Here is a 23,953-nt window from a genome sequence, read left to right as displayed (position 1 = left end):
AGTAACAAAGGAACTTATAATGTAGTACATACCTTTAGATGGAACGCCGAATGCTGGGAAACTAGCACGTTCGGTGTGGAGCAGGGGAAAAGCTGGAGATAACCTCAAACGCTTACCTATTGCTAACTATAATCCAATAAGGTATGTCACTAAGCATTCTATTCCGCGTTTATATAACTATAGTTTGGAGAGGAATAAGTTATGAGAGAATGGAAGCAACCTGAATGGTTTTGGTGGGCAATTGGAATCTTTTCCTTATCAGAAATAGTTTTTTACCTTTTATTTTCTTCACTCGGAAACAGTCCTAAGGATATTTCCACCGCTTCGTTGATTATTGGTCTTCTATTATATCCGATATTCACTATTAGCATTTTATTATTTCTAGATAAAAGTGCAAGAAAAGACATTAACACATTGTTATATTTAGCTTTTCCACTAGTTATAAATATACCTTTTTGGTTAGTCTTCCCTGATATTATAAGACAGTTAACTGAAAGAATTTTTTAGACATAATATAAATTCTGCCAATCTATTACGAGCTTGGTATATCCAACGTAACCACAATTCATCCATTACAAATGAAATATCAATACTAACTTGTGAGCATAATGAGTACTATATTGAATTCGAGTCTTCCGGAAACGGGGGCGCGCGACAAGTTCTATATAGATAAAAGTTATTTATTAGGTAACCAAATTTATATTTAATAAGGAGATGTTTAAATGACTCCAAATCAAAATATTAAGATATGCGACAAAGGGCACAAATATTATAAAAGTAGCGATTGTCCAACTTGTCCAATCTGTGAAAACGCGCGAAAGCCTGAAAGTGGATTCCTTTCATTACTGCCAGCCCCAGCTAGAAGAGCCTTGGAAAACAACGGTGTAACTTCCTTGGAAATTTTATCAACATACAATGAAAAAGATGTTTTGAAATTTCATGGCATGGGTCCAGCGTCATTACCGAAGCTGAAATCAGCTTTGAAAGAGAAGGGATTATCTTTTAAGAAATAACTTTACTTATTCTGTATCGTGTATATTTTATCTTGAAACCAAGTCTTATAGGAACGGGGACGATTGTTCAATATAGGCAATCGCTTTTTTCTAACTACGAAGGACGATCGAGTAATGTAGAGAGTCTTACTAAGGGGAGGGAAATTCAATGGCAAATTCTGAGGAAGAAGAAAAGCTAGCTGGAGGAAATGTCTCAAATGTATATCGATTTGAAGATACTGTCCGACGAGAAATAAAACCTGACAGTTTGAAGATACATAGATTGTTACAACATTTAGATAGTAAAGGTTTTAATTATGCACCGAAGTTTTTAGGTATTGATGAAAAAAATAGGGAGATATTATCCTTCATTGAAGGAGAAGCTGGAAATTACCCTCTGAAAAGATATATGTGGTCAAATGATGTATTAAAAGAAATAGCACATATGCTTCGTCTTTATCATGACGCAGTTAGTGACTTTCCATTGATAGATGAGTGGAGTTCAATTGACAATACTCCAAGTAATAGAGAGGTTCTATGTCATAATGATTTTGCTGTGTACAATATTATTTTTAATCATGAACAGCCAGTAGGCATTATTGACTTTGATGTTGCAGCTCCTGGGCCAAGACTTTGGGACATAGCCTACACCCTTTATACATGCGTTCCTTTAAGCAGACTTTATCATAATGAAGTAGGAGAAGCCGTCTATTATAACGTTTCACATGATTCAGAACGGATCAAAGCAAGAATAAAGTTATTTTTTGATTCTTATGGTATTGAAGGTATAGATGAAGGTTATTTAGAGATGGTATTGTTGCGGTTAGAAGGGTTATGTAAATACATGAAGAGAAAGTCCAATGAAGGAGACACTGTATTTCAAAAAATGATAAACGAAGGTCACCTGGAGCATTATGAAAAGGATATTGAATTCATTCGTGAACATGGAAGAGAGTGGATTTGATCAGAATCATTAAGTGAATCCTGAGTGGCTATTGCTAGATTTTCTGATATCTCGAATTCAAGTCTTACAGTAAAGGGGGCCATTTTTAAATATGTGGATCATATTAGGGGTTATTGCTATAGTAGCGACTTTTATAAATCTTTACATGTATAAAGCAGGAAAGGATTATAAACTTGCTATGGCGATGGGATTATCATTTACAGCATTAACAATTTGTGCAGATTACAGTTATCTATCCCGGTGGGTAAAAGCAGAAGATTGGGCGGCTTTATCGGATGTCATACCTGGTATGGCAAGGGCATTTTGGTTTTTGACAATTGTTTCTATTTTACTAAATATAGCACCCATATTTTTGGAACGAATAAGTAATAAATAATGACTTATTATCACATCATTTGTTTATTATTCAACCATGTGGAAGTCTTTGTTTATACTTAAGGGTGCGTTAATTCTAGGTAAACTCGAAGATATCTCGACTTCGAGTCATCAAGAAAAGAGGGTATTTCTTGAATAAACATATACACAAGAACATCACAGGGGAGATATTAAATGATTAATGGAATATATGAATGTATAAGTCAAGCAAAGTTGAAAAAGTATGCAGAACTTGCTGTACGAGCTGGTGTAAATCTGCAAAAAAATCAACTATTGATTATTCATAGTGATATACAAAATGCTGCGTTTGCACGTCTAATCCAAACGGCAGCCTACGAGGCAGGAGCTTCAAATGTATTTATTGATTGGACAGATGAACAGTCTACCAAGGAATTTTATTTAAATGCAGCAGATAGCGTCATTGATCACTTTCCTGATTGGAAAGCTGCCCGTTTTAAGGAATGGGACGATGCAGGTGCTGTTTACATACATATCCTTTCTGAGAACTTAGATGTCTTTAAGGACGTTTCTACAGAAAGGATCAATCGTTTCCTAAAAGCTTCTCGTACCAAATTGAGGGATTATTATGCAAAAATTAGATCCCACGAGATACGCTGGTGTCTTCTAGCTGTCCCGTACGTTGAATGGGCAGCTAAAGTATTTCCCAACCTGAGTAAAGAAGAAGCTTTACAATCATTATGGAAATTAATTTTAAAAGGATCTCGGGCAGATGGGAAAGATCCTATAAAAGATTGGGAGAGTCACAATAGAGCCTTCGAGTCTCGAAAAAAAATCCTAAACGAGAGCCAATTTGAAGCGCTGCATTTTACAAATAGCCGTGGAACAGAGTTATCTGTTGGTCTACCTGAGAAGCATCTCTATATCGGTGGGGGTGTCATAGATAAGGAGGGAATTCCTTTCTTTCCGAACATTCCTACGGAAGAAATATTTACTGCTCCTCATAAAAATAGAGTGAATGGCAAATTGGTAGGTACTAAACCTCTGATCTACGGGGGAAGCGTCATCGATGAATTTTATCTAATTTTTAAAGATGGCCGGATTACAGACCATTATGCCGCAAAGGGACAGGAAGTGTTACAAAATCTCATCGGAACAGACGAAGGATCACGCTATCTGGGTGAAATTGCCTTGGTTTCTAATAAATCTCCTCTTGCTCAGGCAGATACTCTTTTTTACAATACCTTGTTTGATGAAAATACGTCCTGTCATATTGGAATCGGAAATGCATCTCCCTCCAATATTCAAAATGGCATTGTCCAATCTGAAGAAGAGTTAAAGGCAGCGGGTCTGAATACTTCACTGTTGTCAGTCAATGTGACCTTTGGTAACGAAGATATGAAAGTAGTGGGTATTAAAAAAGGTGGAACTGAAGTCCTGCTAATGGAGGATGGGGATTTCCAATTCTAATTCGTCTCCAATTTAAAAACAGAGAAAACTAATTTCTGGTGGATTATACTTAGTGCTAGTTATAGTGAAAACAACCTGGGCAGCATTCCTGTTACAAATGAAGATTATGAGTTATGTTTGTGAAAGAATGTACTTAAACAAACGAGTGTGTTATTTAAATATCTATTCAAAATATCTTGATTTAGAGTCTTAAAGGATAGGGGGGCGATTATTCAATAAGAATAGTCGTCTTTTTTCTTTCCTTAATAAAGAGCCGAATTGGGAGAGACCTATATTTAAGATAATTGAGGAGGAACAACAGTATCAAACAAACAAAGAGAAAGGAACGACCTTTCTCTTTGTTTGTTTACTTATTTTCTTTACCTATTTCAGGAAGGACGGTTCTCGCTACTTTTTTGTCCAATGCTTCATAATCGTAATACTTAATGGTTTCATATAGTTCTTCACGTGATTGCATATCCTCAAGCTTTTCTTTTTGAGTATCGGAAGTCATAATCTCTGTAAATATTCGTTCATAAGCTTTGGCAGCTACACGAAGGGAGGTGACTGGATAAATGACCATGTCCATTCCGAACGAGCTGAAGTCTTCGCCTGTGAAATATGGTGTCTTGCCGAACTCGGTCATGTTTGCTAGCAGGGGAGCTTGAATGGCGGAAGAGGCATGGCGAAAATCTTCCTCACTCGTTAAAGCTTCCGGGAAGATCGCATCAGCCCCTGCTTTAACATATTGGTTCGCACGGTCAATGGCTTTGTCCATTCCTTCTACAGACTTGGCATCCGTTCGTGCTATGATGACAAGGGTTGGAGCGACTTCTTTGATTGTGCGGATTTTTTGCATCATTTCTTCGGGTTCAATCAGCTTTTTACCATTTAAATGACCACATTTCTTCGGTAATAGCTGATCTTCGATTTGTACAGCGGCCACCCCGGCTTCGACCATTTCCCTTGCTGCTCGGGCTACATTAATCACTCCGCCATAACCCGTATCGATATCAACAAGCAGGGGGAGGTCCGAGGCTCGGATAAGTTCCTGTGCTTTTTCCGCCATTTCGTTCGAATAGATGAGTCCTAAGTCTGGAAGCGCTCGACTTGCTGTATAGGCAGCTCCGGATAAATAAATGGCTTGGAATCCGACATCTTTTGCAATTTTTGCTGACATACCATCGTGAGCACCTGGAATTTTCAACAGTTCGGGTTGATCAATCAGGCGTTTGAAAACTTCTGCTCTTTCTGGCTGGGTAGACGTTGATTCGAATATCCATGACATACATTTTCCTCCTTACCATTTAAATTTTAAACAGCTCCATGAATTGGTTGACTGGAGTATCCGTCAGCTCATCATAATCCTCACAAAGGTTTAGGATACGGTTCACTTGACGGAATGGAAAGCGTGTCTTTAAATTATTTTGAAATTTATTCAATAGGAGCGGGATTCCTTCGTCACGGCGACGTCGATGGCCGATCGGATACTCGATAGCGATCTCTTCTGTAGAGGTGCCATCATTAAAGAACACTTGGACGGCATTGGCAATGGAACGCTTATCAGGATCAAGGTAGTCTTTGCTGTACTGTTCATTTTCAATGGTAACCATTATGTTTCGCAGACGGTCGATTTCAGGATTCGCGGCTACGTCGTCTTCATAATGGTCTGCATTCAAACATCCATACAAAAGACCGATGGCTGTAATGTATTGCAAACAGTGATCACGGTCCGCAGGGTTATGCAGTGGTCCTTTTTTATCAATGATTCGGATGGCTGATTCATGTGTCGTAATGGTTACACGCTCGATCTCGTCGATTCTTCCTTTGACCTGGTCATGAAGTTGTATAGCTGCTTCTGCTGCCGTTTGGGCATGGAATTCAGCCGGGAATGAAATCTTGAATAAGATATTTTCCATCACATAGGAATCGAATGGACGTGCTAAGGTGAGTTCTTTTCCGCCGAAAAGTACATCCTGAAATCCCCAGCCAGGTGCAGACAAGGCAGTCTTGTATCCCATTTCCCCGTTCATCGTCATCAAGGCGAGCCTTACACCACGGCTTGTTGCATCTCCGGCCGCCCATGATTTTCGGGAGCCTGTGTTTGGTGCATGGCGGTAAGTACGAAGACTCGAGTTGTCAATCCAGGCTTGGGAAACTGCGTTCACTACGTCTTCTTTACTGCCACCTAACATGGCTGTTACGACTGCTGTTGTGGCTATTTTTACGTAAAGAACATGGTCAAGCCCCTCACGGTTGAGGCTGTTTTCTAAAGCTAAGACCCCCTGGATTTCATGAGCTTTTACAATATTCTCAAGAACATCATCCATCTTCAGCGGTTCTTTCCCCTCTGAAATTCGTTTACGGCTAATGTAATCGGAAATTGCCAGGATTCCCCCTAAGTTGTCGGAAGGATGCCCCCATTCTGCTGCTAGCCATGTATCATTGTAATCGAGCCAGCGGATCATGCATCCTATATTAAAAGCTGCGTGGACGGGGTCCAATTCATAGGACGTACCGGGTACGCGGGAGCCATTCGGAACGACGGTGCCAGGAACAATAGGTCCTAAGTGCTTCGTACATTCCGGATAACGTAAGGCTAAAAAGCCGCAGCCTAATGTGTCCATCAGCACGTATTGGGCGGTTTCTAAAGCTTCCTCGCTGGTGATGTTCCCGTAAACCGCGTATTCTGCAATGCGATCCATCACTTGATCCGTAGACTGAGCCTTATTTATTTTCACTTCTGTCATTTTCATCGCCACCTTTTTTATTTTTAAAATGATGTTTGTAATAGCCGACCGGGACCAGCCCGGCAGCTTGCGATTAAGGATGCAGACCACGAGGCCCCGTATAGAGAACTCTCGGCCTGAACAATTTGTTGTTGGCATATTGTTCGGATACGTGAGCACACAACCCAAGCGTGCGGGCAGCAAAAAATATCGGGGTATACAAATCAATCGGTATACCTAAGAGATAGTAGACAGGTGCGGCATAGTAATCCAGGTTCGGATATAAACCTTTTTCTTCTTTCATCAACTGTTCTCCTGCTTCGCACATCTCAAAGAGATCTTCGCGTTTTCTCTCTACTGCCAGTGCACGAAACGCTTCTTTCATAAGAGCTGCTCTAGGGTCCATCTTCTTCATGTACACACGGTGTCCGAAGCCCATGATTTTTTCTTTATTATTAAGTTTTTCATAGAGTAGACGGCGGAATCCATCTGTCGTTTCTCCTTGTAACAGCATGTGCATGACTGCTTCATTAGCTCCACCGTGCAGGTTTCCTTTCAACGAAGCCACTGCTCCAGTGAGGGCTCCGTAAATGTCAGCGTTTGTCGAAGCGATCACACGTGCTGCGAAGGTCGAGTTTGGCATTTCATGCTCGCTATATACCATCAAAGACTGATCAAAATAGTCTGCTTCCGCTTGAGTCGGCTCTTTTCCTGTAATCATGTATAAGAAATTGGTACTATAGGGAAGTTCCTGTTTCGGTTCGACGACTGCTTCATCATGAAGGATGTGATAGCTGTTCGCCACGATATTTGGAATTTTTGCCAGCAGCCTGAGAGCGGTCTTACTGATTTCCTCCTCCCGTCGTCCCTCTAAATTTTTTTCGTACCCTGCAAGGGCAGATATCCCTGTTCGTAAAGCGTCCATCGGGTGGGTTTCTTTAGGCAGTTTGCTGAATAGAGAAATGAAATCAGCTGGCAGGTCATAATCTTTTTTCAATTCTTGTTCAAGAGAGGAGCGTTGTTCGTCATCAGGGAGTACACCTTGCAGTAAAAGCTGGACTAAATCCAGATACTGTTTGTTCTCGGCAAGCTCAATGAGTTCATATCCACGAAGGACGATTTCTTCCGCATCAACATCTAAATAAGACAGTTTTGTTTCGGTTGCAATGACACCGTCTAAACCTGGTTTGTAGGCTGTCTGCTCTGCCATGAAAATTCCTCCTCTTTTTGTTAACGTTTTCAAAATAAGTATTTAAACTTTTGAAGGCACCTGCGGATACCCACACACTTCCTTATGAACAAGGGTATAGGCGGCATCGAGGTTATCCATCTCCTGCTCTTGGCCGTCCTCACTGGGTATCTCTTTTTTTAATTCGTTATAAGTTGATTCGAGGGAACAGGAAACGGAAGAATATAGGTGATTCATAATACTAGCTTTGAATCTATTGACGTAATACTCGGTTGCAGTGGTCAAAGAAAACACCTCTAATCAAATGGAAATGAAGGCAATAAAAAAACAACTTTCAGAGAAAGTTGTTAAGTTGAGAGCATAGCAATTTAATCGAGCATAGAACCAACACCATAAGGTATAGAGACCCTGCTGGTTCTTACTCTTTCACTCGCACTTAACACCTCCTATCCTCGTAGGTATGGATGTTCGCTGACAAAGGCAGGTCTCCTGGCTTATGATCATCACTCCCTGGCCCCTTCCCATTCCCGTTTTTAACGGAGAACAGTGGTCTTTCCAGTTTGCTCCCAAATACAGTTGCGGGACAGCATCGGATTTACACCGATTTCCCTTTTAAGCAAATAAGCTTGAACAAGCTTATTTGCACCTGAGTCTGAAACATATTCAGTTATGACCTTTTCAATATAACAAAGATTTTGAAAATAGACAATTATTTCTAAAAAATGAGTGGTAAACAAGGTGATTGAAATCTTTCAGTAAGACGGAAAGTAAAATTATTGAAATGTTTTAAACCTCATGGCTGTAGGAATGGAATCGATTCTATTATGAAATCTATTTTAAAAGTCGATTGTTACTATTCAAAAAAAGTGCCTGACCCCCACTTCGCTAAAGTGTTAACGTAGTGGGGGTCAGGCACTTTTTTCTGATTTCGATCCTTCAAGGATAGGACCGATTTCTTTATAGAGCACCCGCCTTAATGGGTTCAAGAAAGAAGCTTATAATCGTTTATCCATTTCAAGACAGACCCTTTACCATCGCATCGATAGACTACATGAACTCCTAGGATTTGATTTCATGCATCTATAAAAAGAATAACCATTGAATTTGCATTGTACGCTTATTATTATTTGAAACATGATGGAAACCATATTTACAAATGATCAACTCTTCATTTTCTGCCTATAACGTTAACTTAAAAAGTTAGCGTTTTTTTAAAGTCAATATTTGTCACAATGTTAAATTTTTTTTGAAATATGTTACGAAATGTAAGATGATGGAAGGCGTATAACTCGATAGAATGAAAGCGATAGGACATAAATCAAGAAAGGTTGGTAATACATGTTTAACTTACCGACAGATACGTTTTGGATGTTTGCACCGTGGCCGTTTTTTTGGATGGGTTTAGCAATCTTTTTGTACATTAAATTGAAGAAGGAAGATGAAGCGGAAGAACGGTTAACCCAAAACACCAATGAAGGGAGTAGTCCAATTGAAGATTGATGCCATCGTATTCCTTGTCTACTTATTGGGATTATTGGTAGTTGGTATTTATTTCTCCCGGAAGGCTTCCAAATCCGTTGATAATTATCTTTTAGGAGGAAGAAGCTTAGGCCCTGCTGTAACGGCTCTTACTATGCAGAGTTCTGCAATGAGTGGTTACATGTTTATGGGTGGACCAGCTCTTGCCTTTCAACAAGGTTGGTATGCTCTGTGGTATGCTTTCGGAGATGCTGGGGGAGCAATTGTAAATCTATCAGTGTTAGGAAAAAGAATGAGGAGAATGTCGGAAATTCTAGGCGCTTTGTCCCCCATCGAATACTTAGAGAAAAGATTTGATAGTCCAGCAATAAGGATTGTAGGATCTGTAATTTCTATAATTTTCCTTTTTGGATACGTTTTTGCTCAATTTAATGCATCTGGAAAGGCTTTAGAACAGCTCACGGGCCTCCCGTATTCTATGGCATTATTGCTAGGAGTAGGAGTTATAATATCTTACACGGTCACAGGAGGGTACCTAGCGGTCGTATGGACCGATTTCATCCAAGGAATTATTATGGTTATAGGCGTAGTTGGAATTGCCATACTCGGTTTTATTAATCTAGGTGGACTTTCTGGGTTGAATGAGCAGATAGCTCAAGTCGATCCAAGCTATTTAAGTCCCTGGGGAAAGGATTTAGCATATGTGGGGCAGTGGGGTGTAGTGCTTGGGGCCGTGCTAATATATTCTATTGGTTATATGGGGCTCCCGCATGTGGTCGTTCGCCATATGTCCATGAAAAGCACGAAAACCGTAAAAGGAGCTATCCTATATGCTGCTACATGGAACCAACTCTTCGTCTTTACTCCATACTTACTTGGATTTATGGCAATCGTGTTGTTACCTAATTTAGGGGATCCTGAAATGGTGATCCCTACATTAGCTTATGAATTCTTTCCAGGTATTCTGGCAGCTATTTTATTGTCAGCAGTAATGGCAGCCATTATGTCCACCTCTGACTCTATCTTAATGCAGGCAGGGACAATTTTATCACGTGACATTTACTTACGCTTTATTGATAAGAATGCTAGTCAAAATAAAATGGTAAGTATTTCTCGCTTAAGTATTCTAGCAGCAGGAGTCGTAGGTGTTATTGTGGCTATCTATCAACCACCTTCTGTTTTCGGGTTAGTTGTTTTCTCCTTTGGCGTACTAGGAAATAGCTTTATGGTTCCATATGTAGCTTCGGTGTATTCCAAAAAAGCAAACAAAGTTGGTGTATTATGCGCTATGATAGCAGGGGGAGTAACTAACATTATATGGACCTCTATGGAGCTACAGGACATTACATTTTTACACCCTTTTTTGGCTGGACTAATAATGTCCATATTAGGAATGCTAGTAGGTAATCCTTTCGGCAAAAAACCTGAATGGATTGACGATGTGTTGAATGATGTAAAAAATGGATATAACGTTCCCTATTCCCTGGATAAGAATGTTTCAAGGGATTTGAACCCAGAAGCTAGTAACATATCGAAATATATAGATTCTAAGCAGCCTGTAAGGGAGTAGAAGTTATGGCAACAAAAATTTGGACGAATGAGATACAATTCTCGAAAGAGGAAGTGAACCGTCTTCTACAACAAATGGAAAAAAAGACTCGTTTTACAATAGATAGACTAATTTACTATCCCTATTACTTTCTGGAGTATGGGTTGAAAGATAAAACGTTACTACATGGAAAAGTTGGAAAGATTGGGTGTACTATAGATTCAATTTCTGGAGTTGGGTCACTAATTGACGTCTCCCCAAATCTTTACGAAACAGAAATGGAAGGAAACGAGAGAATGGATGCTTACCTTACTCTGAAAGATGCTGCATTGGAAGGAGAAAAGTTTGTCTGTAAATCTATATCTTATAAGATGAAAATCCTTAGGATGCCCGAAGTAGAATTACAAAAAAACTTACTATTCTATCGTCCTTTTTGGCTTGTAAAGGGGGACAGAAAGAAAAAGAAATTCTTATTAGTCGTTGACGCAGTTACAGGAAAGTTTCATCCCTTATGATTATATTTAAAACAAAAAAGTGCCTGACCCACATTTCGTTAAAGTGTTAACGTGGTGGGGTCAGGCACTTTTATAATTTTTAATGTATACCCATAGATTCTAATGGGTTTATTTCTGATAGCAGCTATATCACTATTTAATATTTTTAACAGAGACCTTCCTAGTACTCAAGTTTCAGTTTTTACTGTACTTGCTTTCACATCAACGTGGTTGGGGAGGGGAGCACTTTTTTTCATGAATTCAAAGTCATATTTCTATTTCATAAGCAAAAAAAGATATAAAAAACACATTGACGAAAGCGCTTGCAAGGAGTATAGTCTACTTAAGGTAATCGATTACGTAAACGATTAAGTGAGTTTTAGAAATGAGGATTAACCATGGTTTCCATTAAAGATGTTGCAAAAAAAGCCCAAGTCTCTACAGCAACCGTATCTCATGTGATCAATGAGACCAGATTTGTAGCCGATGAGACCAAACAGAAAGTTTACCTGGCGATGAAGGATCTGAATTACCAGCCGAACCGGATCGCAAGAAGTCTTAGAAGCCGTAAATCGAATACGATCGGACTATTGGTTCCGTTAGTTGCCGAAGATACATCGAATTTCTTCTTCATGAGCATTGCGAATGGAATTGAAAAGGTGTTGAAAGAGAACGGCTATAATTTGATACTTAGTAATTCCGATGAAGATGAAGGAACGGAAAAAGATCAAATCCGCGTTTTTAATACGCAATTGATTGACGGATTGATCATCGCTCCTGTCAACGGGAAAGATTCAGCGTATGAGCAGGAATTAACAGGGGACTATCCCGTCGTTTATATTGACCGCCATCCGAGCGGGATTGAAGGGGACATGGTTCTCGTTGATAACCTTCGGGGATCCTATGAAGCTGTCACTGCTCTCCTTAACAAAGGGTATGAGCGGATCGGCTTTATCACAGGCACCCTTGGGATCACCACAAGTGATGAACGCTTGAATGGGTATAAAAAAGCCCTCGAAGAAAAAGGGGTTCCCGTAAGGAAAGAGTTTATTAAAGAAGGTCCAGCGACATTTGAACAAGGCTATCAGTTAGCGAAAGAGCTTCATGAAGCAGGAGTAACGGCTTTGTTTATTGCGAATAATGTCATGACGATGGGAGCTGTTTCTTACCTTAAGGAACATCAGGTCAATATTCCTGACGAGATCGGCATTATAGGCTATGACGATTATGATTGGATGAAGATTACATCACCTCCTTTATCTGTCGTCAGGCAGCCGGCGTTTGAGATTGGAAAAGTAGCTGTTGAGCAGCTGCTTAAGAGAATAAATGGGTCACAGGAGAAATACACAGAAGTCATGCTCGATTCAGAGTTGGTACAGAGAGGTTCCTTTTAAAGAGAACCTTCTCTTTTTAACCATAAAGTAAACGATTACGTAAACGTTTTTATGGAGGTTTTCGGCATTCTATTAAGAAATGGGAGGTACGGAGAATGAAAAGATTATCGTTTTTGTTGGCAGGGGTGCTAGTCGTATTGATGCTTGGGGCTTGTTCGAGTGACAGTAACGCGAATTCAGAAACAGATAGTGGGAGTTCCGGGGAGAATACAACAAGTGACACCGTAGAGACGGGTTCTGTTGATACAAGTGTAGAAGCTACAGGGGATGAAGAGGTCATGCTTGATTTCTGGATCCACCAGACAGGTGAAGATGAGACGAGTGCTTACATTGAATTGATCGATGCCTTCAACAAAGAGCATGACGACATTCATGTCAACGCAGAAGTCATCATTGATGACGGAGCAAGTGCTTACAGTGACAGCATCAATGCTGCTCTTGTAGCAGGCAACCTGCCAGATGTGATGGCTGTGGACGGCCCTTACGTCTCTAGCTTCGCTGAAGCGGGAGTCATCAAGCCGATCGATGACTTTGTTGACGAAGAAACGAAAAGCCAATATGTAGATTCGATCATTCAACAAGGCACATACAACGACGAATTGTATTCCTTAGGAGCCATGGAAGCTTCCGTCATGCTTTATTACAACAAAGACTTGTTGGATGAAGCAGGGATTGAGCCGGCTGATTCTATCGAAGAAGCGTGGACGTGGGATGAGTTGATGGAGAATTCCAAGCAGTTGACGACCGAAGACCGTTATGGATTGAACTTGTTCATGAACTACGGTGTTGGGGAATGGCTGACCTTCATGGGAGCACCGCTTGCCTGGTCGAATGGGGGCGCGTTGATTTCCGATGACGGTAAAACAGTGGATGGATATTTGAATAGTCCTGAAACCATTGAAGCGTTGAACTATGTGAAAGAGCTATTTGCTGAAGGTGTGGTTACAGATAGTCCTGGGGAGATGCAGTTTGAGGAAGGAAATGCAGCCCTTGCTTTAGGCGGTCCATGGATTGCTGTTTCTGCTGAAGATGCAGGCTTGAACTGGGGAATGATGCCGTACCCTTACAAAGATGAAAAAGTGTCTCCATCCGGAAGCATGGCTTATGCGGTAACGAATAACACAGAAAATCCTGAAGCAGCTGTCGAGCTTATGAAGTGGATGACGAATGAAGAAGCAACAATCAAAATTTCGAAAGCCACAGGCATGCCACCTGCACAGAAATCTGCATTCGAAACCATGGAGAAATTCAATGAGCTTCCATGGAGCGTTATGAAGGAACAAGTTATCCAAACCGCCCATGCCCGCCCGTCTACACCGGCTTATCCGGTATTGACTGATGCATTTGCTCAATCTTTCCACGCCGCTGCTCTGGGTGAAGATGTAGAGAGTGTGGTGGAACAGCAGGTTCAACGTGTTGAGCGCGAATTGAAACGTTTTGAAGAATAGTCCAACAAGGATCGGGGCCTGTGCGTGCGGCGGGCTCCATCTGATTTTTCATGCATCCACGGGTTTGAAAGAGAGGGTGAACACATATGAAAGGGAATAGTTCTTCTGCAAAACCACTGACCGATCACGATCACTATAAGGCTCCATCAGAACCATCGATCAAAAAGGTGCCGCCAAAGAGGAAGAAAAGAAGAAGGTCACAGGCCTTCCAGGAAGCTGTGACAGGCTACTTCTTTCTAGCTCCTGCCTTACTTCTTCTGGGCGTATTCCTTTTGTATCCGATGGGGGCCGCTTTTTATTATAGTTTTACAGACTTCTATATTTTAAAACCGGATGATATTTCATTTATCGGATTCGAGAATTTCTCTTATATATGGCAGGATGCTCAATTCCGGCAGGCGTTTTGGAATACCGTCTACTTTTCTGTCATCGTCGTTCCTGTCCAACTGGCGGTCGCGTTAGGGCTTGCCTTGCTCATTAATAAAAAATTAAAGTTCCGCGTGTTTTTCCGAACAGCGTTTTTCTCGCCTGTCGTGATGTCTTTGGTTGTGGTATCGATTCTCTGGACGTTCATGTACAATCCAAACGAAGGATTGATCAACCAGCTGCTCGGACTAATAGGGATTTCCCCACAACCATTTCTTACAAGCCCGGATCAGGCTATGAATTCCATCATTGTCATGTCTGTCTGGCAGGGGGCCGGGTTCCAGATGATGATTTTCCTGGCAGGCCTTCAAAACATACCGAACCATTTGTATGAAGCGGCAGATATTGATGGAGCAAGCAATTGGCAGAAGTTTCTACATGTGACTCTGCCAGGTTTGAAAAACATTGCCTTGTTCATTTTCATTACGATCAGTATTGCTGCATTTAAATTACTCGTTCAGCCGATGATCATGACACAGGGCGGACCGCTTGGGTCTACCAAATCGCTCGTCTATCACATCTATGAAACGGGATTCAACTATCGAGACGTGGGTTATGCCTCCGCCATGGCCGTCGTCTTTACACTGATCGTCCTAACCATCACCATTATTCAACGTGTGCTCATTCGTGAGGAGAGGGGGTAAAAGCTATGAAAAGAAAGAAAGGGATCCAAAGAATCGTTTTATATGTATCTTTGACTTTACTCACCTTCATCTTTCTCTTTCCATTAATATGGATGCTCGTTTCATCGTTGAAAGATGAGTTTCAGATTTTCAGGGATATGAAATCACTGAAAGCCTTTCTGCCTCCGGCTCCGAGTGAAGTCGAAGGGGGATATTTCGCCAACTATATCGCCGCTTTTCAACGTGTCGACCTTATGAAGTACATTTTGAACAGCTTGATATATACGACCGGCATCATTGTCTTCGGGCTTATTGTCAACTCGATGGCTGGTTATGCTCTGGCACGGTTTCGTTTTCCACTGGCCGGTTTCTGGCTTGGTGTCATTATCGCGACCTTGATCATCCCGCCGGAAAGTATTTTTCTACCCCTCTACGTTTTGGTGTATGACCTTGGATGGGTGAATACGTACACCGGGTTGATTGTCCCGTTCATCGCGAATGCCTTTGCCATCTTTTTATTCCGGCAGTTTTTCCTCGACTTTCCTAAAGAATTGGAGGAAGCGGCCAAAATCGATGGATGTTCTCAAATCGGAATCTTCTTCCGGATCATTGTACCGCTTTCTAAACCGGTCTTTGCGACGGTCGCGATCGTCTTATTTATCAACCACTGGAATGACTTCCTCTGGCCGCTTGTTGTCGCTTCGGATGAAAGTATGCGTACGATCCAGATTGGACTGCAGTACTTCATGAACGAACCGCCGATCAAGTGGGGACAGGTGATGGCTGCGTTAACCATTGCCACTGTGCCGATGCTGTTGATTTTTGCTTTCCTGCAACGATACTACGTCCAAGGATTAACCCACACCGGTTCGAAAAACTAAATGATTTTCACACACAAAAGGTCAGGCGGATAGTGGAGCAACACCGCCTGACCGGAAAGACTCATCACTGTTGGAAGGAGTGCCATAACATATGATTCAAAGCCAGCCGTTAACGACAAATGGGTATTATGAAGAGAGGTATCGGCCTCATATCCATTTCACCCCCGAACAAATGTGGATGAATGACCCCAATGGTCTTGTTTATTTTGAGGGGGAGTATCACCTCTTTTATCAATATCATCCCGATAGTAAACAGTGGGGGCCGATGCACTGGGGCCACGCTGTCAGTAAGGATTTAATCGTGTGGGAACATCTTCATGTCGCCCTTTATCCGGATGATCTTGGCATGATTTTTTCGGGCAGTGCTGTGGTCGATCACAAGGATACGAGTGGTTTTTTCGATGGAAAACCGGGGCTTGTGGCAGTGTTTACCCACGCCGATGGAGATTTGCAAAGGCAGAGCATCGCCTACAGTAAAGACCGTGGGCGAACATGGGTGAAGTATGACGCCAATCCGGTGATTCCAAACCCTGGCATCAAGGATTTCCGTGATCCGAAGGTTTTCTGGCATGAGGATACAAAAAAGTGGGTGATGGTGCTTGCGGCAGGGAGAAAAGTTCAATTCTACACATCTACGGATTTGAAGCAGTGGACGTATGCTAGTGAATTTGGAGAAGGCTGGGGCGAACAAAAAGGGGTATGGGAATGCCCGGACCTGTTCCCGCTCACGAATGAAACGTCCGGGGAAAAGAAATGGATACTGCCGATCGGAATTGATGCTGGCGCTCCTTCAGGTGGATCCGGCACGCAGTATTTTATCGGCTCCTTTGATGGCAAGCACTTTGTTCCTCATCAGCCGAAAGAAACGGTGCGCTGGCTGGACTACGGCAAAGACTTTTATGCTTCGCAGTCCTTTTCCGATGTCCCAGGGAGAAGGGTGGTCCTTGCCTGGATGAGCAATTGGCAATATGCCAATGACGTGCCGACAGATCCGTGGAGAAGTGCGATGACGATCCCAAGGGAATTGACTTTAACTATGGTGGAAGATCAGGAACGACTGATTCAGAAGCCTGTCGCAGAGCTTACCAGCTTGATAGAAAAGCGAATGGAGAAGGATTCTTTCTTCCTTAAAGAAAAGCAGTCCATCGAGCTGGACCAGCCTGCTTCTCCCTTCCTATGGGAATGGGATGTGGAAATCGAAAAGGACGGCGTTTTCGAAGCACAATTATTTGGAAAGCAGGATGGAGGTCTCCAGGTTCGCATTGATCGCGAGAAAAATGCGCTATATGTTCAAAGAGACAGGGCGGACCTTGATTTCTCCAAGGAATATGCGTGTACTTGTCAGGCACCATTGAATGGTGATCTGTCATCCTTCCATCTCAAGTTGGTCTGTGACCATTCCTCGGTCGAAATCTTTCTTGGTGATGGGGAAATAAGCATGACGAATGTATACTTACCGGCAGCTGACCACGAAGCGAAGTTAAAGATGGAAGCTGTCCGCGGAACGGCAGAAGTGAAACAATCGTCGGTTTCTGAATTGAGATCGATCTGGAAGCCGAACGCTTAAAGAAAGAAGAGGAGGATGAAGATGAAAGGTACGGGGAACCTCATCTACCTTGTTTGTGACTGGTTGATGCGGCTTGCGATTTTAAATGTATTGTGGATCACTTTTACACTCATGGGTGGCGGAGTTTTCGGTATCTTTCCTGCTTCTGCCGCCTGTGTCGCTTTATTGAAAGAGTGGATCGCGGACCGGCGTCCTCATCCGGTAGCGTTTTATTGGAACATCTATAAACGATCCTTTCTTTCTGCGAATGTCATGTTCCTATGTACGTTTGTTTTAATGATTCTTTTAGGGTTCAACATCTATACCAGTCTTCAATTCACAGGGGTATGGTTCTACATTTTCTTCAGCGGTACCGTGTTTTTGGCTGGAGGGGTGTTGATGACGGCCATCTTAACGTTCAACCCTCTCAGTCATGGCATGAAGGCAAAAGAAGCGTTGAGAAACGCCCTTCATCTTCTTTTGCTTTACCCTGGTCGTCTGCTTTCTTTTATCGCCGGGTTTGCCCTCCTTCTCGTTTGTATTCGGTTCATACCTGGCATCCTGCCGTTGTATTCCGTCAATATCATTCTACTGTTAACCGTCCTTTTGTTTCCTTTTCAACAAGAGGCTCAAAAACCCGTCTGACTGGATGCAAGAACAGACGGGTTTTCTTTTACATGGGTTTTAAAAAATCAGCGCACTACTTTTTGACAACGCTTACAATTCTAAAGGAGGAAGATCACTTGAGACGTGCGATCCGTCGTTTCACCACCGTTTTGACGATTGCCCTATTAATCTTGGCTTTATTTCCGACCTATCCAATGGCTGAGGAGGGGGCGCAGGAGAGTCAGGAAACTTCGCTTGATCCATACCGGTCACAATTTCATTATTCACCAGCTGAAAATTGGATGAATGACCCGAATGGAATGGTCTATTATGACGGGGAATATCACTTATTCTATCAGCATAACCCAACAGGGAATCAATGGGGGCCGATGTACTGGGGCCATGCGGTCAGTAAGGATTTAATCAACTGGGAAGAACTCCCGATCGCGTTGTATCCGGATGAAAAAGGGTTTATCTGGTCAGGGAGTGTCGTCGTAGATAAACAGAATACCGCAGGGTTCCAGACAGGTGATGAAGCGACTATGGTCGCTGTTTTCACTCATGAAAAAGCAGGACACCAAACCCAGAGTCTTGCGTACAGCAATGATAAAGGACGAACCTGGACGAAGTATGAAGGCAATCCGGTCATGGACATGCCTGACGATACGGATGTTTTCAGAGATCCAAAAGTCTTCTGGCATGAAGAGTCAGGTCAATGGAAAATGGTTGTGTCCGCAGGGCAGAGCATCGAATTTTACCAATCTGATAATCTAAAAGACTGGCAGCATACCGACACCTTCGAACGTCCGGCAGATGCCACAGGGGTTTGGGAGTGCCCGGACCTTGTAGAACTGCCGGTCGACGGGGATGGAAACGAAAATAAATGGGCGCTCATCATGAGTGTGAGTGAAGGTTCTTCTGCCGGTGGTTCTGGTATGGAGTATGTCGTGGGAGATTTCAATGGAGAATCTTTTTCTACAGAAATGACTCCGGTTCCTTTGGATTATGGGGCAGACATGTATGCCGGAGTCACGTGGAACAACCTGCCGAAAGAACAAGAGCGTACGGTTTTGCTTGGCTGGATGAACAATTGGCAGTATGGGCAGGACATACCGACAGAAAACTTCCGTGGAGCGATGTCCATTCCGCGGGAATTAAAGCTTCGTACAGCAGAAGATGGAACATACCAACTCCAACAGCAGCCTGTAGCTGAATTTGAACAGCTGAGAGGAGAAAACGTAGAACGAAAAGATGAAGTAGTAACAGAAGGAAGTCAGCAGCTCGGCGATTCTGTCAATGACTTGCTTGAAATAACCGCTTCTTTTGATATCGATCAGTCGTCAGCGGATTCCTTTGGGTTTACGTTGAAGAACGAAAACGATCAATCGACGACGATTGTTTACCACGCAAAAGAGGAGAAGATCGCCCTTGACCGTACGTCATCAGGGGAGGGTGACTTCTCTGAGGATTTTGCCGCCGTCCATGAAGCGCCTCTGAAAGTGGAGGACGGGAAAGTTCAGATGAGAATCCTTCTGGATCGCTCGTCTGTGGAAGTGTTCGGAAATGAAGGGACGACCGTTCTGACTGACCAGATCTTCAGAGATGAGTCCCCTTCCACACTGGAAATGTTCAGCACGGGAGGAGAGGCGTACCTTACTCAATTGAATGTGACGGACTTGAATAAGGCGACCGTGGAACCTAGGAAAAGGACGATTCCGGAAGATGTTCCGAACACCTTGGAAAATGGTGGATTCGAAACAGTCGATCTAACAGGATGGACGGCGAGAGGAAGTGCGTTTACCCACGGTGTTTCTCAAACTGAAACGTACTGGGACGGCATTCCTTTTGAACACGAAGGAAACTACCATCTTTGGGGTTTTTCTGAGGACGTGACTGATTCTGATTTCCGGACAGGAACGCTTCAATCTGATCTTTTTCAATTAAGCGGAAAAGGACAGGTGGAATTTCTGATCGGAGGTGGGCAGGATAAGGAACGCTTATATGTAGCGCTTGTCCGAGCGTCAGATGGGAAAGAACTCTTCAAAGCGACAGGAGCGAACGACGAGAAATACCGCCGTGTCTCCTGGGATGCCAGTGCCTATCTTGGTGATACGCTGTACTTGAAAGTCGTGGATTACCATAATGATGGATTCGGACATATAAACGTCGATGATTTTCAGGTGTATACAGAAGGAGAGCCGGTTAGAGATGAGCTAGTGAACGGGGATTTTGAAACAGGTGATTTAACAGGATGGACCGTCGTTGAGGGAGATGCTTTCAGCCCGGCTGACGTAACCAGTGATACGGATTGGGGCTGGGGAGGGCCGTTCAACCATCAGGGCGACTACCATCTGTGGGGCGCTAAAGATGGTGGGGATGAGCAAACCGGCATCCTGCGTTCTTCATCCTTTATTTTATCTGGAACAGGGACGATCTCTTATTTGATTGGTGGAGGCAATGACCCCGATCGCTTGTATGTCGCCCTTGTACGGGCGGCTGATGATCAGGAATTGATGAAGGCGACCCATACCGAATGGAACAATACTGAAGAATATTCGAAAGTCGTTTGGGATGCTTCTGAGTATGTAGGGGAAGAAGTGTATCTGAAAGTCGTGGACAACGCTACAGAAGGATGGGGACATATCAATGTGGATGACTTCCAAGTGAAGCAAACCGGCCTGCTTGCTCACTGGTCGTTTGATGAGCAGGAAGGAAAGGTTGCGAAAGAGGAAATCCGTGGAGAGTCCGATCCTGTGCACTACGTGTTTAATGACGCGGTATACAAAGCATCATCGGATCCGTTATGGCGGCCGGGTCTGGTAGGAAACGCTTTATTATTTGATGGCTATTCCACATGGGTGACGCATGAGGACGAATCATTCGTCCAGCCCGAAGATGCCCTTACAATCGAAGGATGGGTAGCTCCACGAGCCTATGAGTGGGGGGACCTTAATCAAATATCAGCGATCGTCAACCAGCATGACAAGTCCAAAGGGGAAGGGTTTCTTTTAGGAATGGGACGTCACGGAAAACTTTCCTTCCAGGCAGGCATCAATGGGGATTGGCAGGAGGTTTCCACAACGGCTGACGAAAGGTTGGAAAAGGATCAGTGGTCCCATGTGGCCGCTACTTTTAATCGGAATGACCAATCCATGAAACTTTACTTGAATGGAGAACTCGTCGGTCAGACAGATACCCCGAATGGAAGGATAACAGCGTCCAGCGAAGATCTTTTGATTGGGAAACACAACCAGGCGGCCCTGGTTAATGGGGTGTTTGATGTCAATATGTTCAATGGTTTGATGGATGAAGTGAAAATCGCGAATGATGCGAAATCATCAGAAGAGATTCAGGAAGAATATCAGTCTATGGTAGAGAGTTTCGACGATCAGACGCTCCCTGAACCAGCACTGGACTGGGACCGCACTCGTTACGATGGCGATCAGCATCGGCCACAATATCATTTCATGCCTCCGGAACATTGGATGAACGAACCACACGCACCAATCTATTACAATGGAAAATATCACATCTTCTATCAAAAGAACCCACAGGGACCGTATTGGCACCATATTCACTGGGGACATGCGGTTAGTGAGGATCTTGTGCATTGGGAAGAGCTTCCTACAGCTCTTGCACCTGAAGCGGGCTCCGTGTCTCCAGACGGAGTATGGTCCGGCAGTGCGACCCTCGATGAGAACGGGGAACCGGTCCTATTCTTCACGGCAGGAGATGACAGTAAGTTCCCGAATCAAATGACGGGGCTTGCCGTTAGTGAGGACCCGAGTGACCCTGAATTGAAGGAATGGCGCATGCTTGATGAGCCCGTAACGGTACAGGAAGAAAACCTTCCGGCAGAAGAGGGCGAAGTGATGTACGGACAGTTCCGTGATCCATTCGTTTGGAAAGATGGAGACACCTGGTATCAGCTGATGGGGTCAGGCATTGATCAAGTGGGTGGAACCGCGCTGTTATATTCTTCGAAGGATTTGGAAAACTGGACTTACGAGAAACCTTTCTTTACCGGAGATTCAGAATCCTATCCAAAAACGGGAGATGTATGGGAACTACCTGTCTTTCTTCCGATCGGAAAAGATGAATCCGGAGAAGGAAAATATGCGTTCTTTATCAACCCATGGTTCGATGGATACAGTCCGCACAATGTCAAATACACCTTCTACTGGGTAGGCACGTGGGATAAGGAAAACTTAGCGTTTGTCCCTGACCATGAAGAACCGAAAATGTTCGACTATGGTGAGCATTTCACAGGCCCAAGCGGCATGGTGGATGAAGACGGCACGCCGATTTTATTCAGCATTGCCCAAGACAAACGAAGCGAGCAGGAACATTACGACGCAGGCTGGGCGCACAATGCGGGACTGCCTGTGGAACTTTCCTTGAGAGACAATAACGATCTCGGATTGCAGCCGATAGAAGAACTGGAATCTTTGAGAGGGGAGTCCCTGGTATCCTTTGAAAACAAAGGAATGAAAGAAGCGAATGAAATGATTCAAGATGTGGAAGGCGACATGCTTGAAATCATTTTAGACGTGGATCCGCAAGAAGCAGAGAAAGTGGGCTTGAAAGTACGACAGAGCGAAAATGGTGAAGAAGAAACGCTCATATATTACGATACCGCGGAAGAAACGTTTGCCATCGACCGGAATCAGTCCAGCCTGGACCCGGATGTGAGTAAAGGGGTCCAAGGGGGAGAATTGAAATTGAACGGCGACCGCTGGCAGCTTCATCTTTATTTGGATCGTTCGATGGTGGAAGCGTATGCCAATGGACAGAAGAGCATCACTTCCCGCGTCTATCCTACAAGCTATGATGCGCTTGGCATAGAGCTTTGGAGTGAAGGAGGCGAGCCTGAGATCGTGTCCATGGATGTCTGGGAAATGAACGGTGCCTTCGGTGAGACCGCACCGGTTTATGAAAAAGAAACAGAAACGGTCCCACCACATGGGGAGCTTGAAAACCATGATTTCCAAATCGGTGACTTAACGGGCTGGAACATCGTAGACGGGAATGCTTTTTCTGATGCGCATGTAACAACGAAAGATGATTGGGGCTGGGGCGGCCCGTTTGATCAGGCCGAAGATGTGATAGACCCTGAGCCCTATCACCTGTGGGGATTCCTTGATTCCAGCGGAGGCGACGCAGCCACAGGTATTTTAGAATCCAAGGTCTTTGAACTTGGCGGCAATGGGAAGATCGACTTTTTGATCGGCGGGGGCAATAATATCGATCAACTATCTGTCTCACTGATCCGGGCCTCGGATGGAAATGTACTGAAGCAAGCGACAGGAAGAAACCAGGAAACGTACCGTCGAGTCACATGGGAGGCTTCTGAGTATGTAGGAGAAGACCTCTTGATTCGCATCACAGACAAGGCCGAAGGGGGCTGGGGTCATATCAATGTGGATGATGTCAACGTCCCCGTCGCCTTGAGTGAAGAAGAGAAAATCCTCAAGCAGCTGCAGGCGATGGATCTGCAAACAGGCGAAGATCTTGATGAGAAAATCGAACTCTATCAGGATGCGGAAAAAGGAATAGAGGAGAAAGAGGAGACATTCGTTTCTATCAAGAACGAAATGATAGACTTTCTGGAGAAGCAACTGAAATTGAAGAAAAAAGAATATACCCTCAGTTCGATCCAGCTCCATTTTCTAGTCAAGCATGCAATTGAAGAAACAGGAGCACAACAACCTTCGGACGCAGGAAAAGTCCAGGGGTATGTGATGAAGAGAGTGAACAAACATGCGACAGGGAAAGAGGTTCGCGGTGTTATCGAGGAATACTTGAAATAAGAAAGAGGTTCTGTTCCAAGTCGGAGCAGAACCTTTTTTTG

Annotated in this window: 17 protein-coding genes, 1 pseudogene and 1 riboswitch; of the genes and pseudogenes, 15 read left to right on the top strand and 3 right to left on the bottom strand. The window is 43.5% G+C overall.

Annotated features, from left to right (window positions below):
• Positions 1-722: 722 nt before the first annotated feature.
• The 4 genes from DYE48_RS15595 to DYE48_RS15580 all read left to right on the top strand — a co-directional run bounded on the left by DYE48_RS15595 (position 723) and on the right by DYE48_RS15580 (position 3,759).
• Entirely contained in the window at positions 723-1,013 is a 291-nt protein-coding gene (locus DYE48_RS15595; RefSeq protein ID WP_115824434.1) for an RNA polymerase alpha subunit C-terminal domain-containing protein, read from the top strand.
• Positions 1,014-1,161: 148 nt separating this feature from the next.
• Positions 1,162-1,956, top strand: a complete 795-nt coding sequence (locus tag DYE48_RS15590) for a phosphotransferase (RefSeq protein WP_115824433.1) — start codon at positions 1,162-1,164, stop codon at positions 1,954-1,956.
• Positions 1,957-2,047: 91 nt separating this feature from the next.
• Positions 2,048-2,332 carry a hypothetical protein gene (locus DYE48_RS15585; protein ID WP_115824432.1) on the top strand — a complete coding sequence of 95 codons (285 nt, stop codon included), beginning with the start codon at positions 2,048-2,050 and terminating at the stop codon, positions 2,330-2,332.
• 173 nt (positions 2,333-2,505) lie between these two features.
• Complete coding sequence (locus DYE48_RS15580) at positions 2,506-3,759, top strand: aminopeptidase (protein ID WP_115824431.1); 1,254 nt, start codon at positions 2,506-2,508, stop codon at positions 3,757-3,759.
• A 346-nt stretch (positions 3,760-4,105) separates the two neighbouring features.
• On the opposite strand, the gene prpB is transcribed toward DYE48_RS15580, so the two are convergent.
• The 3 genes from prpB to mmgD form a co-directional block, all read right to left on the bottom strand.
• Positions 4,106-5,026, bottom strand: a complete 921-nt coding sequence (prpB, locus tag DYE48_RS15575) for a methylisocitrate lyase (RefSeq protein WP_115824430.1) — start codon at positions 5,024-5,026, stop codon at positions 4,106-4,108.
• A 19-nt stretch (positions 5,027-5,045) separates the two neighbouring features.
• On the bottom strand, positions 5,046-6,488 hold the full coding sequence (locus DYE48_RS15570) for a bifunctional 2-methylcitrate dehydratase/aconitate hydratase (protein ID WP_115824429.1): 1,443 nt from the start codon (positions 6,486-6,488) through the stop codon (positions 5,046-5,048).
• Between the two features lie 73 nt (positions 6,489-6,561).
• On the bottom strand, positions 6,562-7,677 hold the full coding sequence (gene mmgD / locus DYE48_RS15565; protein ID WP_115824428.1) for a citrate synthase: 1,116 nt from the start codon (positions 7,675-7,677) through the stop codon (positions 6,562-6,564).
• A 441-nt stretch (positions 7,678-8,118) separates the two neighbouring features.
• Positions 8,119-8,321, bottom strand: a riboswitch (cobalamin riboswitch).
• A gap of 334 nt (positions 8,322-8,655) precedes the next feature.
• On the opposite strand from mmgD, the pseudogene DYE48_RS21600 reads away from it, so the two are divergent.
• The 11 genes and pseudogenes from DYE48_RS21600 to DYE48_RS15510 form a co-directional block, all read left to right on the top strand.
• A pseudogene (locus DYE48_RS21600) lies at positions 8,656-8,742 on the top strand (helix-turn-helix domain-containing protein); the annotation flags it as partial.
• A gap of 252 nt (positions 8,743-8,994) precedes the next feature.
• A complete protein-coding gene (locus DYE48_RS21215) occupies positions 8,995-9,156 on the top strand; it encodes a hypothetical protein (protein WP_167449527.1) in 162 nt (53 codons plus the stop codon).
• Positions 9,146-10,705, top strand: coding sequence for a sodium/proline symporter (locus DYE48_RS15550; RefSeq protein WP_115824426.1), 1,560 nt, complete (start codon positions 9,146-9,148; stop codon positions 10,703-10,705). Before DYE48_RS21215 ends, DYE48_RS15550 begins: the two co-directional genes overlap by 11 nt.
• 5 nt (positions 10,706-10,710) lie before the next feature.
• On the top strand, positions 10,711-11,199 hold the full coding sequence (locus tag DYE48_RS15545) for a hypothetical protein (RefSeq protein ID WP_115824425.1): 489 nt from the start codon (positions 10,711-10,713) through the stop codon (positions 11,197-11,199).
• Positions 11,200-11,576: 377 nt separating this feature from the next.
• Entirely contained in the window at positions 11,577-12,572 is a 996-nt protein-coding gene (locus DYE48_RS15540; protein ID WP_115824424.1) for a LacI family DNA-binding transcriptional regulator, read from the top strand.
• Between the two features lie 95 nt (positions 12,573-12,667).
• Complete coding sequence (locus DYE48_RS15535) at positions 12,668-14,020, top strand: ABC transporter substrate-binding protein (RefSeq protein WP_115824423.1); 1,353 nt, start codon at positions 12,668-12,670, stop codon at positions 14,018-14,020.
• An 86-nt stretch (positions 14,021-14,106) separates the two neighbouring features.
• Complete coding sequence (locus DYE48_RS15530; protein WP_115824422.1) at positions 14,107-15,090, top strand: carbohydrate ABC transporter permease; 984 nt, start codon at positions 14,107-14,109, stop codon at positions 15,088-15,090.
• A gap of 5 nt (positions 15,091-15,095) precedes the next feature.
• Positions 15,096-15,950 (top strand): carbohydrate ABC transporter permease, encoded by an 855-nt coding sequence (locus DYE48_RS15525; protein WP_115824421.1) that lies wholly within the window; start codon positions 15,096-15,098, stop codon positions 15,948-15,950.
• A 91-nt stretch (positions 15,951-16,041) separates the two neighbouring features.
• Positions 16,042-17,517 carry a glycoside hydrolase family 32 protein gene (locus DYE48_RS15520; protein WP_167449526.1) on the top strand — a complete coding sequence of 492 codons (1,476 nt, stop codon included), beginning with the start codon at positions 16,042-16,044 and terminating at the stop codon, positions 17,515-17,517.
• A gap of 21 nt (positions 17,518-17,538) precedes the next feature.
• Positions 17,539-18,141 (top strand): YesL family protein, encoded by a 603-nt coding sequence (locus tag DYE48_RS15515; protein WP_167449525.1) that lies wholly within the window; start codon positions 17,539-17,541, stop codon positions 18,139-18,141.
• A gap of 98 nt (positions 18,142-18,239) precedes the next feature.
• On the top strand, positions 18,240-23,912 hold the full coding sequence (locus DYE48_RS15510) for a GH32 C-terminal domain-containing protein (protein WP_167449524.1): 5,673 nt from the start codon (positions 18,240-18,242) through the stop codon (positions 23,910-23,912).
• Positions 23,913-23,953 lie beyond the last annotated feature (41 nt).

Source organism: Halobacillus trueperi (genome assembly GCF_003386945.1).
GTDB classification, from domain to species: domain Bacteria; phylum Bacillota; class Bacilli; order Bacillales; family Halobacillaceae; genus Halobacillus; species Halobacillus aidingensis.
Note: the sequence above shows the minus strand (reverse complement) of the source record. Positions and strands in the feature narration are given on the sequence as shown.

Excerpts from the sequence above, each read along its gene's own strand:
- DYE48_RS15585 (WP_115824432.1), top strand. The coding sequence starts at position 2,048 with ATGTGGATCATATTAGGGGTTATTGCTATAGTAGCGACTTTTATAAAT.
- DYE48_RS15570 (WP_115824429.1), bottom strand. The coding sequence starts at position 6,488 with ATGACAGAAGTGAAAATAAATAAGGCTCAGTCTACGGATCAAGTGATG.
- DYE48_RS15590 (WP_115824433.1), top strand. The coding sequence starts at position 1,162 with ATGGCAAATTCTGAGGAAGAAGAAAAGCTAGCTGGAGGAAATGTCTCA.
- DYE48_RS15595 (WP_115824434.1), top strand. The coding sequence starts at position 723 with ATGACTCCAAATCAAAATATTAAGATATGCGACAAAGGGCACAAATAT.
- DYE48_RS15535 (WP_115824423.1), top strand. The coding sequence starts at position 12,668 with ATGAAAAGATTATCGTTTTTGTTGGCAGGGGTGCTAGTCGTATTGATG.
- DYE48_RS15580 (WP_115824431.1), top strand. The coding sequence starts at position 2,506 with ATGATTAATGGAATATATGAATGTATAAGTCAAGCAAAGTTGAAAAAG.
- DYE48_RS15525 (WP_115824421.1), top strand. The coding sequence starts at position 15,096 with ATGAAAAGAAAGAAAGGGATCCAAAGAATCGTTTTATATGTATCTTTG.
- DYE48_RS15515 (WP_167449525.1), top strand. The coding sequence starts at position 17,539 with ATGAAAGGTACGGGGAACCTCATCTACCTTGTTTGTGACTGGTTGATG.
- mmgD (WP_115824428.1), bottom strand. The coding sequence starts at position 7,677 with ATGGCAGAGCAGACAGCCTACAAACCAGGTTTAGACGGTGTCATTGCA.
- DYE48_RS21215 (WP_167449527.1), top strand. The coding sequence starts at position 8,995 with ATGTTTAACTTACCGACAGATACGTTTTGGATGTTTGCACCGTGGCCG.
- DYE48_RS15540 (WP_115824424.1), top strand. The coding sequence starts at position 11,577 with ATGGTTTCCATTAAAGATGTTGCAAAAAAAGCCCAAGTCTCTACAGCA.
- DYE48_RS15545 (WP_115824425.1), top strand. The coding sequence starts at position 10,711 with ATGGCAACAAAAATTTGGACGAATGAGATACAATTCTCGAAAGAGGAA.
- prpB (WP_115824430.1), bottom strand. The coding sequence starts at position 5,026 with ATGTCATGGATATTCGAATCAACGTCTACCCAGCCAGAAAGAGCAGAA.
- DYE48_RS15530 (WP_115824422.1), top strand. The coding sequence starts at position 14,107 with ATGAAAGGGAATAGTTCTTCTGCAAAACCACTGACCGATCACGATCAC.
- DYE48_RS15520 (WP_167449526.1), top strand. The coding sequence starts at position 16,042 with ATGATTCAAAGCCAGCCGTTAACGACAAATGGGTATTATGAAGAGAGG.